At 38.9% G+C, this 15,396-nt stretch carries 13 protein-coding genes; 7 read left to right on the top strand and 6 right to left on the bottom strand.

The annotated features are described in order from the left end of the window. Positions 1-11 precede the first annotated feature (11 nt). The 5 genes from ACLBWE_RS06580 (at position 12) to rtcA (ending at position 4,673) form a co-directional block, all read left to right on the top strand. Positions 12-986, top strand: coding sequence for a ribonuclease Z (locus ACLBWE_RS06580; protein WP_447601855.1), 975 nt, complete (start codon positions 12-14; stop codon positions 984-986). Positions 987-1,241: 255 nt separating this feature from the next. Further along, positions 1,242-2,510, top strand: coding sequence for an RtcB family protein (locus ACLBWE_RS06575; protein ID WP_447601853.1), 1,269 nt, complete (start codon positions 1,242-1,244; stop codon positions 2,508-2,510). Between the two features lie 2 nt (positions 2,511-2,512). Beyond that, positions 2,513-2,896: a DUF7684 family protein gene (locus ACLBWE_RS06570; protein ID WP_198495434.1), complete on the top strand. Its 384-nt coding sequence runs from the start codon at positions 2,513-2,515 to the stop codon at positions 2,894-2,896. A 12-nt stretch (positions 2,897-2,908) separates the two neighbouring features. Next, complete coding sequence (locus ACLBWE_RS06565; protein ID WP_447601850.1) at positions 2,909-3,367, top strand: DIP1984 family protein; 459 nt, start codon at positions 2,909-2,911, stop codon at positions 3,365-3,367. A gap of 259 nt (positions 3,368-3,626) precedes the next feature. Beyond that, positions 3,627-4,673 (top strand): RNA 3'-terminal phosphate cyclase, encoded by a 1,047-nt coding sequence (rtcA, locus tag ACLBWE_RS06560; protein ID WP_447601848.1) that lies wholly within the window; start codon positions 3,627-3,629, stop codon positions 4,671-4,673. Positions 4,674-4,707: 34 nt separating this feature from the next. On the opposite strand, the gene ACLBWE_RS06555 is transcribed toward rtcA, so the two are convergent. The 4 genes from ACLBWE_RS06555 to pheA form a co-directional block, all read right to left on the bottom strand. Continuing rightward, on the bottom strand, positions 4,708-6,168 hold the full coding sequence (locus ACLBWE_RS06555; protein WP_447601846.1) for an aminoacyl-histidine dipeptidase: 1,461 nt from the start codon (positions 6,166-6,168) through the stop codon (positions 4,708-4,710). A gap of 170 nt (positions 6,169-6,338) precedes the next feature. Continuing rightward, the gene (locus ACLBWE_RS06550) at positions 6,339-6,722 is read right to left on the bottom strand and encodes a hypothetical protein (protein ID WP_004643460.1); all 384 of its coding nucleotides are present in this window, start codon (positions 6,720-6,722) and stop codon (positions 6,339-6,341) included. A gap of 127 nt (positions 6,723-6,849) precedes the next feature. Beyond that, positions 6,850-9,096 carry a bifunctional prephenate dehydrogenase/3-phosphoshikimate 1-carboxyvinyltransferase gene (locus ACLBWE_RS06545; protein ID WP_447601844.1) on the bottom strand — a complete coding sequence of 749 codons (2,247 nt, stop codon included), beginning with the start codon at positions 9,094-9,096 and terminating at the stop codon, positions 6,850-6,852. A gap of 107 nt (positions 9,097-9,203) precedes the next feature. Then, positions 9,204-10,313, bottom strand: coding sequence for a prephenate dehydratase (pheA, locus tag ACLBWE_RS06540; protein WP_003650703.1), 1,110 nt, complete (start codon positions 10,311-10,313; stop codon positions 9,204-9,206). Positions 10,314-10,497: 184 nt separating this feature from the next. Here pheA and ACLBWE_RS06535 point away from each other — a divergent pair, with 184 nt between their 5' ends. Together ACLBWE_RS06535 and ACLBWE_RS06530 are read left to right on the top strand one after the other, a co-directional pair. Further along, positions 10,498-11,442: an alpha/beta hydrolase gene (locus ACLBWE_RS06535; protein ID WP_447601841.1), complete on the top strand. Its 945-nt coding sequence runs from the start codon at positions 10,498-10,500 to the stop codon at positions 11,440-11,442. A 107-nt stretch (positions 11,443-11,549) separates the two neighbouring features. After that, positions 11,550-12,176, top strand: a complete 627-nt coding sequence (locus tag ACLBWE_RS06530) for a hypothetical protein (RefSeq protein WP_447601839.1) — start codon at positions 11,550-11,552, stop codon at positions 12,174-12,176. Positions 12,177-12,226: 50 nt separating this feature from the next. Here ACLBWE_RS06530 and ACLBWE_RS06525 read toward each other — a convergent pair whose 3' ends face one another. Both ACLBWE_RS06525 and ACLBWE_RS06520 read right to left on the bottom strand, forming a co-directional pair. Next, positions 12,227-13,372: an acyl-CoA dehydrogenase family protein gene (locus tag ACLBWE_RS06525; RefSeq protein ID WP_092706209.1), complete on the bottom strand. Its 1,146-nt coding sequence runs from the start codon at positions 13,370-13,372 to the stop codon at positions 12,227-12,229. A 163-nt stretch (positions 13,373-13,535) separates the two neighbouring features. Then, a complete protein-coding gene (locus ACLBWE_RS06520; protein WP_447601837.1) occupies positions 13,536-14,894 on the bottom strand; it encodes a dicarboxylate/amino acid:cation symporter in 1,359 nt (452 codons plus the stop codon). Positions 14,895-15,396 lie beyond the last annotated feature (502 nt).

Below are 15,396 nucleotides of genomic sequence, written 5' to 3'. Positions count from 1 at the left end.
ATTCCAAGAATATGCTTCATTTTACTTTTTTAGGCACATCTTCAGGTGTACCCACCCTGACACGTAATGTTTCAGGATTAGCAGTTCGCAATAACAAGAATAAGGACTGGGTTTTAATTGATGCAGGCGAAGGGACACAACACCGCATTCAACAAGCCAAACTTTCCTTACAAAACCTAGTTGCCATTTGTATTACACACGTTCACGGCGACCATTGTTATGGTCTAGTTGGTTTACTTGCAAGTGCAGGCATGAATGCCCGCAGCAAACCATTAATCGTGATTGCACCAAAAGAAATTCAGCAATGGTTTGAAATCACCGCCCAACTTACAGATTTATATTTGTCCTATTCACTCCAATTTATTGATGTGAATGAAGCAACTCAGCCACAACAGATCACCGATGAATTCATTGTTCAAGCACACCCACTAAGCCATCGTGTTCCAAGTTTTGCTTTTAGCATTTATATAAGATCTATTCAGAAGAAGTTAGATACCCAAGCTCTAACTCAGTTAGGCGTACCTCAAGGCGATATGTGGGGCCATTTAAAACGAGGCTACAATATTGAATTTGAGGGACAAACATTAAAAGCTCAAGACTTTATCAAAGTTCAAAACCAGCAAATTCATGCAGTTATAGGTGGAGATAATGACCGACCAGAGCTATTAGCTGACGCTTGCAAAGATGCTCAACTCCTTATTCACGAATCAACTTACTTGCAAACGGTTTTAGATAAAGTAGGAAAAGGTCCAATGCATAGCTCAGCAAAAATGGTAGCTGAATTTGCAGAGCAGCAATCTCTGGGTAATTTAATTCTGACGCATTTTAGCCCTAGACATCAGGATAAAGCTGGACAGCACGCTATTGCTGAAGAAGTTCGCCAGTTTTATAAAGGTCATTTTTATTTAGCAAATGATTTTGATGATTTTACTTTAAACGAAGCTGGACAGCTTTTAAAAGTCGATAAAAATCGTAAAGCTCATTAATAATATATATCCAAAAAGATATTTAAATATATTTTTAGATATATATTAAACATTAAAATCTCCAATAAAAATTAGTCACACAGAGAAACTAATTATTTTTATATATTATTTTCAATAACTTATATTTAAATTAAGTGCTTTTTAAAAAAGTTGGCACACTCAGTGCAATAGTACAAAGCACACAACATCATTGGGATATTGTGAATAACACCTGCCTGCAAACGCTTGGCAGGCAGGCTTTGAAAGGAAAAGAAAATGTCTGTCATTGAAGAAATTAACCAACAAGCTCAATTTGAACAAAAGCAGCAAGAACGTGCTTACCAAGTTCTGCAAAATGAAAAAACTATGCCAGTCAAAATGTGGACTAAAGGCGTGCTTGTTGATGACAACTCAAAACAACAATTATTGCAAACTGCTCAAATGCCTTTTATTTATAAATGGATGGCTGTCATGCCAGATGTACACTTCGGTTTAGGCGCAACTATTGGTAGTGTGATTCCAACCAAAGGGGCAATTATTCCTGCTGCTGTGGGTGTAGATATTGGGTGTGGAATGATGGCAACCCGTACAAGTTTAACTGCCTCAGATTTACCAGATAACTTACATTCTTTACGTACTGAACTTGAACGTTTAATTCCACATGGAATGACTAAACGCGGGCGAGATCGTGGTTCATGGGAAACTCCACCAGAAATGGTAGATCAAGCTTGGGCGAATTTGGTTGCAGATTTTGAATACATTTGTGCCAAACATCCACGTTTGAAAAACACCAATAACCGCAAGCATTTGGGAACTTTAGGTACAGGAAACCACTTTGTCGAAATTTGTTTAGATGAACATGAACATGTTTGGATTATGTTGCACTCAGGATCCCGTGGTGTAGGAAATGCTATCGGTAATCATTTTATCGAACTTGCCCGTAAAGACATGCAGAAGCATTTCATTAATTTACCAAATAAAGATTTAGCATATTTAGTCGAAGGCACTGAACACTTTGATGATTACTGGTTTGCTGTAGGTTGGGCTCAACGCTTTGCGATGAAGAACCGAGAAATCATGATGCAATCTGCGATTAAAGCCTTGGCGACTATTGTACCAAAGCCTTTTCAGGCACGTTTGGAAGCAGTGAACTGTCACCATAACTATGTGGAAAAGGAAGAACACTACGGTGAAGAAGTAATGGTTACCCGTAAGGGTGCAGTCCGTGCGCGTCTAGGTGAATACGGAATTATTCCAGGCTCAATGGGTGCAAAGTCCTTTATTGTACGTGGACTTGGAAATCAGGAATCTTTCTGCTCATGTTCGCATGGCGCAGGCCGTGTTATGAGTCGTACTGAAGCAAAACGACGTTTTACTGTGGAAGATCAGATTGCACAAACTGAAGGTGTGGAATGCCGTAAAGATGCTGCAGTTATTGATGAAATTCCATCGGCATATAAACCGATTGAAGATGTAATGAAAGCTCAGAGCGATTTGGTTGAAGTGGTTTATACATTAAGACAAGTGGTGTGTGTTAAGGGTTAAATATGGAAAAAGGTTGTTTAAATATTCGAAGCTATAGAATCAGGGCAAATGAAGAAAAGCATCTGATTCTGCCTGAACAACCCTATTACATCCTTTTGGTTGTGGAAACCGATCAAATTCTGCCTAAATGGCGTAATTGGATTTGTGAGCAGATTGTCTATTCCAAACTCTGTATTCAAGCGATGGTTACAGGATATGAGTGTTCTGTTTGGCATGATGTCCTAGATGAAACATATCTAGTTCTTTATAACTATCAACCACAAGCCGATCATTGCTTTATGACAACTTGGCATGAAGATGAAACTTTAGAAGACATTACTGAATGTGCAAAAACTACTATGCAATTAGAAGATATTTCGAACTTAGTGATTGTGCATATTGAATAAAAGGTAAATAAAATGAAACTCGCAGAAGCACTTTTACTTCGAAGCGATCAACAAAAAAAGCTCGCTTCGTTAAAGCAACGAATCAATGCCAATGTATTGGTACAAGATGGCGATGAACCAAGTGAAGACCCTAATGAACTCATCAAACAGGTGTTTGCTTTAACCCAAGAAAGCAATCAGTTGATTTATCGTATTCATCTAACCAATGCTCAAGCAAAGTTAGAAGATGGAAAAACGTTATTATCACTACTGAGCTTAAGAGATAGTTATGCTGAACAGCATAAGATCTTAATGGATGCGATTACCAATACGCATCGTGAACCTGATCGTTACAGCTCACGTGAAATTAAGTGGAAGAAAGTCATTCCTGTTTCTAGCTTACAAAAGCAGGCGGATGATATCAGTGCGAAACTCCGTGACTTAAACATCAAAATTCAAGCTGCCAATTGGCAGATCGATTTAGTTGAGTAAACAACAGATTTTGTGAATTTAGTTCACAATCAAAGTTTGAGCATACTGGGCGAGTACAAGATCCTGCGTTACTCCGATCTGAGGGATTGAAAATAATTCAGGCGGCTATGGCAGCATGTGAGCCGTGCACCGATATTCACTTATCAGGCTCAGCACTATGCACCTTGTAAACCTTTGCCGAAAGCAAAGTTACACGTTACTTCGCACTACCATGTACTGACAGTATGTTCAATTAAATGAAAAAATAAGGAAAATAGAAGTGAATAAAGTTTTGGCAAATATGCTAACAACCATTCAAATTGATGGCTCACAAGGTGAAGGTGGTGGACAGATTTTAAGAACTGCCCTTGCACTTTCAATGATTACAGGCCAGCCGTTTGAATTAATTAATATACGTGCTGGGCGTAAAAAACCAGGTTTAATGCGTCAACATTTGGTTTGTGTACAGGCATCTCAACAAATTAGCCAAGCTTATGTTGAAGGTACTGAGTTACATAGCCAACGGTTATATTTCGCACCTCAACATGTTCAAAGTGGGAAATATCAATTTCAAATCGGCTCCGCAGGTAGTACAACACTGGTTTTACAAACTATTCTACCTGCTTTGTTATTACAAAATGAAATCTCTGAGCTTACTATTTCAGGTGGCACACATAACCCGCTTGCACCAACGGCGGATTTTATTGAACAGTGCTTTTTACCTGCTCTAACAAAAATTGGAATTCACGTCGACTTTAAATTAAATAAAGCAGGCTTCTTTCCTATTGGTGCAGGTGAAATTCAAGTTACGATTCAGCCGTGGCAACATCGAAACAGCTTAAATTTATTAGATCGTGGTGCTTTGCAATGTACTGAGGCTTTTGCAGCAGTATTAAATCTTTCAGAAGAAGCGCAAATTGCACAACGAGAATTAGCGACTTTAAATAAAAGACTGAAATTGGATACACAAAAGCAATTTCAGCTGAATGGAATCAGCCAAGGCAATACGGTGTATGTCAAACTTGAACATAAGCATCATACCCAGCTATTTACCTCTTTAGGCGAAATGCGAAAAAGTGCAGAACAAATTGCCAATCATTTGGCCGAAAAAGTGAAGCAATATACGGAATCTAATGCTGCTGTGGATGAGTATTTAGCAGATCAGTTGTTATTGCCTTTGGCCTTAGGTCAAGGTGGTGAGTTCACCGCACAATGTATTAGCGAACACTCTCGTACTCAAGCAGCCATGATTGAAAAATTTATTGATTGTGAAATCGAATTTATCGAGTTAGGTACAAATCATTTTCATGTAGAGGTCAAAGTTTAAGAAGCTCACTAATGAGCTTCTTATTTCTAAAAAATTACTCTACAGATGCCAAAGCCGTCACCAACAACTTCCAGCAATTATCTACAGTATCAACTTTTACTCGCTCACCCGGTGCATGTGCACCTTGAATATCAGGTCCAAATGAAACCATCTGTAAATCTGGATAGTGCTCGGCAATAATCCCGCACTCTAAGCCTGCGTGAATTACTTTGAGCTTTGGCTCAATGTTAAACGCCTTTTGATAGGCCTGCTGTAAACACTTTAAAGCAGCTGAGTCAGGATTTGGTGTCCAGCCCGAAACTAATGGTGTGAGTGTAGAGGCGATATTAAATTGACTAAAATGCGCCTGAATTTTCTTTGCAAAATCTTCAGCTTCTTGGTTCACCATTGAGCGGACCATTAAGACAGCTTTTCCACCCTCTCGATTTAATTTTACAACCCCAATATTATTTGAAGTCTCAACCACATCTGGGAGCGCTTGACTCATACTTGCAACGCCGTATGGGCTTGTTGCCAAAGCTTGCAACCATTCGTTTTGCTGCTGTTGAGCAATCACTCCCGTCACGTCAGCGCTATTCGGTTGAACACTTAATTGTAGATTGTCATCAATACCCTGTAGCTGTTTTTTCCATGTCGTTTGATATTCAGCGAGTAATTTTTCTAATTCAGGTAATTGGTTAGGCGAAATTGCAATAGTTGCAACTGCTTCTCGAGGTAAAGCATTACGAGCTGAACCACCACTAAACTCGACAAGACGCCCACCAAGTTGTTGTAAATACTGATTTAAAAAGCGGGCTAAAATAACGTTGGCATTGCCGCGCCCTAAATGAATATCTACACCAGAATGACCACCTTTAAGGCCAGCAACCTGAATGTTCACAACACTCAAGTTTTCAGGGATTGGTTCATAATTAAGTGGCTGCTCGACTTCAACATCAATACTGCCAGCACATCCAAGATATAACTCGCCCCACTCTTCTGTATCAATATTGAATAACCATTTACCTTTTAACACACCCGCTTGCAAAAGCCGCGCACCACTCATGCCCGCTTCTTCATCCACTGTTAAAAGAACTTCAATTGGCCCATGAGCAATATCATTTGAATCTAATACAGCTAAAGCTAAGGCTACCCCAATGCCATTATCAGCGCCTAAAGTGGTGTCTTTGGCAATTAACCAACCATTCTCAAGCACTGGACGGATCGGGTCTTTAAAGAAGTCATGTACAGTACCTGTGTTGGCTTGTGTGACCATATCTAAATGGCCTTGAAGAATGACTCCAGATACATGTTCTTTACCTACAGTCGCATTCTTGCGGATAATCAAATTACCCACTTCATCTACATAAGTTTCTAAATTTCGACTTTCAGCCCAGTTTTGTAAAAACTCACGAAGTTGCTGTTCATGCTTTGATGGACGAGGAATAGTGCAAAGTGTTTGAAAATGCTGCCAAACGACTTGAGGAGATAACGCCGCAATATCAACTTGTGTCATGAAAACCACACTCTAATTATGTAAATATCTTAATAATTTCAATATACACAACACATTAAAGATAGGTAGAGATTTGAGTAAAGATTTTGTATTTTTATATTTAATTTAAACAGAAAGTACGACTTTTCTAAAAGCCGTACTTCATGAAAAAGTTTTAAGAATCGTTTTATTTAATTTTTCCATTCAAATGCTGAAAAGCTTTGATCGGCTTTCAAACTATTTTCAACAGCCTGCGCGAGCTGACGAATAATACTTTGTGTTTCAATTTTCTCAAACCAGTCTTGTTCTTCATCTGGATTGGCAGAGATTTCACACATCAAATGCCCATCATGGTCTGTTTTTTGGCAAGTAATAGACAAGGGTAAAAGATGATTATCAATACTCACTTCTACTTTTTCATGTTCATGCACAATATGTTGCGCATCAAAACCATAATGCCCCAATTGTTTAAATAATAAAGCTGCTACATATTCTTGGGTGATATGGCATTCATTTGGTGGATGATCAAGCACCCCATGTTGTGGGCAACTAGCAATAAATTGTAATTTTTTCATCCTTTGTCCTAACACTATTATCATTATCTGCGCTTAGCATAAGCAATAAACAAACAGCAGCCAAGCCTTTAGCCCGCTGCTGCCGTTGCTATTGTGTTAGCAATTATAAAATGTGTTAGGTAAAAAGTTATTGGCTAACTTCGATCGTTAAGCCTGCACGATTCGCCAACTCAGTAAAAGTTGGGAAGCTGGTAGCAACTGTTTCAGTACCCTGAATCGTAATCGGACCAGAATTACGAAGGCCTGCCATACTAAAGCTCATGGCAATACGGTGGTCATGGTGCGATTCAACTTCACCACCAGTAAAAATTGGTGACCAATCGCCAGACTTACCCTTACCTTCAATAATGATGCCATCTTCAGTTGGTGTGCAGTCAATACCCATGATTTTTAAGCCATCTGCCATCACTTGAATACGGTCAGACTCTTTCACGCGAAGCTCTGCTGCCCCAGTTAATACGGTCTGGCCTTCCGCACAAGCTGCTGCAATAAATAAAGCTGGGAATTCATCAATTGCTAAAGGTACTTGGTCTTCAGGCATGTGAATGCCTTTAAGCGTGCGTGAACCCTTAATATGAATATCAGCAATCGGCTCACCACCAGCAATACGTTCATTTTCAACAGTTAGGTCAGCACCCATTTGTTTTAAAATTTCGATCACACCAGTACGTGTTGGGTTAATACCTACAGCTTCAAGCACAACGTCGGCGCCTTCAGTAATTGCAGCACCCACCATAAAGAAAGCAGCGGATGAAATGTCTGATGGTACTTGAATGTCAGTACCTACTAATTTACCGCCACCAACAAGGGAAATTTTGTTGCCTTCGGTTTTAACATCATAACCAAATGCACGAAGCATGCGTTCAGTATGATCACGTGTTGGCTCTGGTTCAGTTACCGAAGTTTCACCTTCAGCCCATAAGCCTGCAAGTAAAATACCAGACTTCACTTGAGCTGATGCCATAGGTAAATCGTATTGAATACCTTTTAATTGCTGAGCACCAGTAATGCTTACAGGTGGTGTACCTTTTTCACCTGTAGTTTGAATTTGCGCGCCCATTAAACGCAATGGCTTAGCAATACGCTCCATTGGACGTTTAGAAAGTGACGCATCACCTGTCATCACTGAATCAAACTTTTGTGCTGATAACATGCCTGAAAGCAAACGCATGCTTGTACCAGAGTTACCCATATACAATGCACTTGCAGGTGCTTTTAAACCATGCATGCCTACACCATGAATGGTCACTTCACCATTCTTTGGGCCTTCAATGCTTACGCCCATATCACGGAAAGCTTGCAAAGTTGCTAACGCGTCTTCACCTTCAAGAAAGCCAGTGACATGAGTCGTGCCTTCGGCAATAGCACCAAACATAATGGAGCGATGTGACACAGATTTGTCACCCGGTACGGTAAATTTACCTTTAAAAGTTTTATTTCCCGGTAATATACTGAATTGCTGTGTCACCTTATTTTTCTCCATTAAAGGTTTTTTGGCTAACATATGATTGAAATGCTGACGTGCTGCCTGAGCATGTCCAAGCAAACCCATTAATGCATGAGAGTCTTCGTTTTCAATCAATTTTCTAAGTACAGTAAGCTGCTTTTCGAAGCCATCTACAGCATTTAATATAGCTGTTTTATTGGCAAAGAAAATGTCATGCCACATTTGGGGATCACTGGCAGCAATCCGCGAAAAGTCACGAAAACCACCTGCTGCATAACGGAAAATATCGAGATTATCTTCACGGTTTGCAAGTTGCTCGACCAGATTAAATGCCATCAAATGTGGTAGATGACTCGTATGGGCCAACACTTCATCATGCTTGGCAACATCCATACAAATGACTTCGGCTTTTGCTGCCGACCAAAGTTGAATCAGTTTATCAACAGCCCATTCTGCACTTGTTGGTAACGGCGTTAAAATCACTTTATGATTTGCAAATAAGTCAACTTTACCCGCGTGAACACCTGTATGTTCACTACCTGCAATAGGATGCCCTGGCACAAAACCTTCTGGTAAATCTTCACCAAATACAGCTTTTGCTGCATCAACGACATTACCTTTTGTACTTCCCACATCGGTTAAAATTGTGGTTGCTGACAAATAAGGTTTAATTTGCTCAAGCACTTTTTGCGTAGCACGCACTGGCAAGGCTAAAACGACTAAATCTGCCCCTTTCACGGCTTCAACTGGATCAGAAAATCCTTCGTGTATTAAGCCAAGTGATTTTGCATCTTCTAAAGTTTTATGTGAGCGCGTAGATGCAACAATAGTTGTCGCCAACTTTTCTGCAACAATAACACGAGCTAAACTCGACCCGATGAGTCCTAAACCAATAAATGCAACTTTTTTAAATAGGGGGTGTGACATAACTTCAACTTTGCTTTTGCTCAAAGATATTTAAACCATTGAGCAATTTGTTTTTAAGCATAATGACATGCTTATCTTAATACATGTCATTATTCCAACATAAGTGATTACAGAACAGCGGCAGGATAAGAACCTAAAATACGAATCTCTTTCACCATTGGGCGAATATCATTAATCGCAGCAGCAACATTCTCTTGTTCGATATGACCTTCTAAATCGATAAAGAATACATAGGCCCATTTTTCAGGTAATGCTGGACGAGTCTCAATACTTGTTAAGCTAATATTATGTTTTGCAAATGGCGCTAAAATTTCTAATAAAGCACCCGCACGATCATGCGCTGAAATCAATAATGATGTTTTATCATTGCCACTTTGTGGAATTTTTTCACGACCAATCACTAAGAAACGTGTTGTATTTTCCGGATTATCTTCAATATTGCTATGTAAGATTTCAAGGTTATACATGCCTGCTGCAATATCAGATGCAATCGCAGCCGAGTGCCATTCATTACGAATACGGCGTGCAGCTTCTGCATTTGAGTTTAAAGCAACACGCTCAACACCCGGATAATGTGCATCTAACCATTGGCGACATTGAGCCAAAGTTTGTTGATGCGCATAAATCTGCTTAATACTGTCTTTACGTGTATTTTCAGAAACAAGGAATTGATGGTGAATACGTAATTCAACTTCACCAATCACGTTTAAATTCGATGTTTTAAAGCAATCTAAGGTATGGTTTACAACACCTTCAGATGAGTTTTCAACTGGAACTACACCGTAATGGGCACTACCTGCTTCCACTTCACGGAAGACTTCATCAATAGTTGGAAGTGGGCGTACAACCGCATCTTTACCAAAATGCTTAAGCACAGCAGATTGAGTAAAAGTACCTTCTGGCCCTAAAAATGCAATACTTTGCGGTGCTTCTAAAGCAAGGCAAGCAGACATAATTTCACGGAACAAACGCGCCATGGTTACATCAGACAAAGGACCTTGATTGCGCTCCATGACTTTACGTAAGACTTGTGCTTCACGTTCAGGACGATAAAACAAAGGATTCTCTTCGGAAGCAAATTTAGCTTTCGCAACTGCTTCAGCAAGGCTTGCGCGTCGATTTAATAATTCTTGAATCTGTTGATCCACGCTATCAATATCTTCGCGAATTTGTTCTAAACTAAGAGAAGTCGTTTTGTTTTGATCATCGTTGATCATTGGAATGCAGCCTCAGCAAAATCATCTTTTAAACGAGAGTATAACAATAGTCTGCTTTGATTTGTTAGGCAATATAGCTGTAAGAGCTTTTTTCATTAACCTTTTTACGCACATTCCCTGAATTACTTTATTTGATAATGATTTTCATTTATCATTTGCGTAATAAATTTTATTATTGCTCATTATGCATAAATCATTTTTGCTTTTACCTTGCTGTTTTCTTTTGAGCTCATTAATAAGTAGCTCTGTTTTGGCTCAAACTTCTACACAAAATCAATCAAAAATTGTTTTTCAAAACAATCAGGCACAATTTCAAATTAACTCTAAAAATACAGGCCATGATTATCTTATTCAAATTTATAAACCACCAGTTGCTCCACCGCAACATGGTTATCCGATACTTTATATATTAGACGGAAATGCAACCTTTCCAAGTGCAGTCAATATCGCTCAATCTATTGGGGCAGGTTCTACAAAATTAGGTCTAGACCCGCTCATGATCGTTGCGGTCGGTTATCCTAAACAGAAAACTTTTGATGTACAAAAACGTGCTTATGACTACACCCCTAAACCTTCTGCTGAATTTCAAAAGCAAGGCAGATATAAGTATGGTGGTGCTGACCAGTTCATCACATTTTTAAACGATGAACTCAAACCTGAAATCGCCAAACAGTTTCCAATTAATAGCCAGCAGCAAAGTATTTATGGCCACTCATTTGGAGGGTTATTTGTGCTTTATCAATTTTTTCAAAAACCTGAAGCATTTCAACGTTACATCGCAGCCAGCCCTTCTCTCTGGTTTGATCAAGGCATGCTATTTCAAAAATTAAACCATTGGCAGAGTCAAAAACAAAGTAATTCTCCGATGCTTTTGACTACAGTCGGCACTCATGAGCAAGGAGGACCTCGTACTCAATCTGATCATAACTTTAATGAAAAAGATTTCTTTAAAGCTTTGGAAAATCGCCGCTCAGCCCAATTTGCTTATTGGCATTTTTATAATCCTGCTGAACAACATATTACCAATTTGTATGCGAGTTTGCCGAAAGCACTTATGTTTGCTGCATGCCAAAATTTAGAAAACTGCAAATCTTTATTTGATGAGCCTACAGAACAAACAACTGAATAAAACCCACTTAAATTTTAAGAGGAGCATTTCACTCCTCTTAAAGATAGACCTCTCAATACATAGATTAGTTATACTGTCTGAAGATGTCATAACAACAGTAAAATAGAATGAATAAAATTATTGTTTTAGGTCTACTGAGTTTAATTAGTGTCAGTCTAACGGCTTGTGGCGGCTGTCCCCTAATCGCGGGGTGCAATGGTACTGATCCGTCCCCGTACTATATAACTACTGCCAGTAATCAAGTTCGTGGTATTCCAATCCCACCCCAAACCAAGCTGACCTACCAGTCGCAACATTTCAGGCAGAAATTTGAACAAACACATGCTTTAAAAGAGAAAAATTTATCAGGCATCTCTTTACCAACTGATACAGCAATCGTTTGGGGTGGCATGCCAGTAGACATGCTTATACAGTTTTATAATCCCGAAATGAAAGGATTTTCAGTCTATCCTGCCAAAGGATTTAAAACAGAATTATCAAATGAGTTTTTACGTTTATGGAAAGGTTGTGAAAGTGATTTAAACATTAACTTAAAGAATCCAAATGACTGGTCATTTAATCCTAAAAATATGGAAATAACTGGTTGTGGTGTCGTCTTTCAAAAACGCAGTGAGTATACCGAAGACTCGTTTCGTCAAGATGAAGCCGATGAGTTTTTAAAAAAGATGAATCATGCATTACAGCAATTACCTAAACAACAAGACTACCCTGTCATTCATCGTCCTAGCAAATAATTAAAAACAAAACAGCCTGTTTCAAGACAGGCTGTTTTTACTCTGCTTAATTAGGCTTTGCCAATTAATCCACGCGCTACGATTTCTTTCATAATTTCATTTGTACCACCGTAAATACGCTGAATTCGGGCATCTACAAAGAAACGAGAAATTGGATATTCGGTCATATAGCCATAACCACCAAAAAGTTGAAGCAAGTTATCTGCGACTTTCATTTGCATATCGCTACTGAAACTTTTCAATGCTGCAGCCGTTTCTACATCTAGTTTACCTTCTTGATATAGAGCAATATTTCTTTCATAAAAAGCCGCTGTAGCAAGTTCATCAATTTTCGCTTGCGCTAAAACAAAACGCGTATTTTGGAATTGTGAAATGGGTTGACCAAATGCTTGGCGTTCTTTTACATAAGCCGTTGTCAAATCAATTGCACCGCGGATTGCACCAATTGCAGTGGATGCAATTGCAGTACGTTCACGTGGTAATTCTTGCATTAAATAAGCAAAACCTTGCCCAGCTTGACCAAGTAACTGGTTTTTAGGCACTTTCACATTGTCAAAAAACAGCTCAGATGTGTCTTGAGAATGTAGGCCGATTTTGTCTAGATTTGTGCCTTTTTTAAAGCCTTCCAGATGTGTATCTGCCAATAATAATGACACACCTTTTGCACGGGCTTGAGGATCTGTTTTTACGGCAAGCACAACAAGATCAGCATGCTGCCCATTTGAAATAAATGTTTTTGAACCATTTAACACATAATGATCATCTTGCAAGATGGCGCTGGTACGCATTGATTGTAAATCCGAGCCTGCTCCTGGTTCAGTCATACCAATTGCACCAACAACTTCACCTGTTACCATTTTCGGCAACCAATATTGTTTCTGCTCTTCTGTCCCGATGTGTAAAATATATGGTGCAGCAATTTCAGAATGACAAGAAATAGCTGTCGATAATGCACAAAAGCCAGCACGTGCAGATTCTTCAACCAACATTAATGAATAGTATGTCGGAACCCCATAACCACCATATTCTTCAGGGACATCCACACATAAAAAGCCATTTTCGCCCAGTTGATTCCAAACCGAACGAGGCATGATTCCTTCACGTTCCCATTGATCATAGTGTGGCGCAATATGCTCACCCATAAAACGTTTAAAATTATCGCGGAATAATTCTAAATCTGCATCGTATGCCAACATAATATTTTCCTTCAGCTTTATTGTTTTATCGAATCTCATTGCTGTGCATGCTAATCATTTTTTTAGCTACTGTCATGGCATAGCTGCTCATTAAAACTGTACTTTTCAGTCAGCCAATAAAAAAGGAAGCTTTAGCTTCCTTTTTTATATAGGTTTATTCGAATTAATCTAGACCTTCAGCGACTTGAGGACTTTTTGGTTCCATCATTTTTCTGTCGACTTCATCTGGATTATTTAAAGCATCATTGAGCTTATCTTTATCTAAAGCACCGACCCATTTAGCAACAACAATCGTTGCTAAAGAGTTACCGACAAGGTTAGTTAAAGCACGTGCTTCTGACATGAAACGGTCAATACCAAGAATCAATGCCAAACCTGCAACTGGAATATGTCCTACAGCAGACAAAGTTGCCGCCATAACAATAAAGCCAGAGCCAGTTACACCCGCCGCACCCTTAGATGAAATTAAGAGTACTAATAACAAAGTGATCTGATGTTGAATATCAAGCTGAGTATTCGTTGCCTGAGCAATAAAGATTGCTGCCATAGTCAAATAAATTGACGTTCCATCAAGGTTAAATGAATAACCTGTTGGAATAACCAAACCGACTACAGACTTTTCACAACCTGCAATTTCGAGTTTACGCAACATGCGAGGTAAAACAGATTCAGAAGAAGATGTACCAAGTACAATTAATAACTCTTCACGAATCATGCGAATCATTTTGAGGATACTGAATCCACTTATACGGCTGATTGTACCCAAAATCAAGAAGATAAAGAGTAAACATGTAATATAGAAGCAGAGAATTAATTGCCCTAATTGTACAAGTGAACCAACGCCATATTTACCAATGGTGAATGCCATTGCACCGAATGCACCAATCGGAGCCAGTTTCATCACCATGTTCACAATGTTAAAGAACACATGTGCAACTTGATCAATAAATTTTAAAACTGGACGTCCTGCATCACCTAACTTATGTAAAGCAAAACCAAAGAGAATTGCAAAAAGAAGGACTTGTAAGATTTCACCATTTGCAAATGCACCAACAACCGTATCCGGGATGATGTGCATTAAGAAATCAATGGTAGATTGTGACTCACCAGAACTGACGTATTTTTGAATGCCCGAAGTGTCTAGAGTGGTAGGGTCAATATTCATCCCTACACCCGGTTTAGCGATGTTAATTACAACAAGGCCAATTAGAAGTGCAATTGTTGAAACAACTTCAAAGTATAACAACGCAACGCCGCCAGTTTTTCCGACTGACTTCATGCTTTCCATGCCAGCAATACCGCTGACCACGGTACAGAAAATAACGGGTGCGATGATCATCTTGATCAAACGAATAAAGGCATCACCTAATGGCTTGAGTTGCTCACCTAAACCTGGGATATGTTGTTCGACACCATTGACAATTTGCGTTGTGCTTGGGGAAAAATGTCCTACCAGAACACCCGCAATAATCGCAATAATCACTTGAAAATAAAGTGATTTATAAATCGGTTTTTTAGCCATAACTTTACTTCAATCTATATTTCCAAGTCCGTTGGAAATACCAAAATGAAACGTCTATTCTTTACGAATACACAGCCCTAACCTTTCACATGAACACCGCAAAAGGGAAACGGTTCTTTGTAAACAAAAAACCTTCCTACTACCTCAATGAAAACAAAAAAAAGTTGTTTTCTAAAACAGGAGAATACCTGAAGTTCCTAACCACTTTGAGTAGTTAGAAATAACCTCTTACTTTTTAATAAAAAGCTGAAGATATAGGAGAATCACAGAAAATTATGATATGAGTGCTCAAAAAAGCACGAGAAAGTGTACTCGAATTAAATAATGATTCGATTAAATTTTTGGCTAATACGCGCAAAAAACACTCATGTGGCCCTAAGACTTTAGTATAAGAAACACTTTTGATATTTTTTCGACAGTTTTTTATGTCATATTGATTAAATACTTGTGGACATTTCATTTTGAGCTGCCTGCATCCCATCATTTTTATTGTTTTTGAACT

The sequence above is a fragment of the Acinetobacter sp. M5A5_2a genome, assembly GCF_053345265.1.
This window is presented reverse-complemented; position numbering and strand designations above follow the sequence as displayed.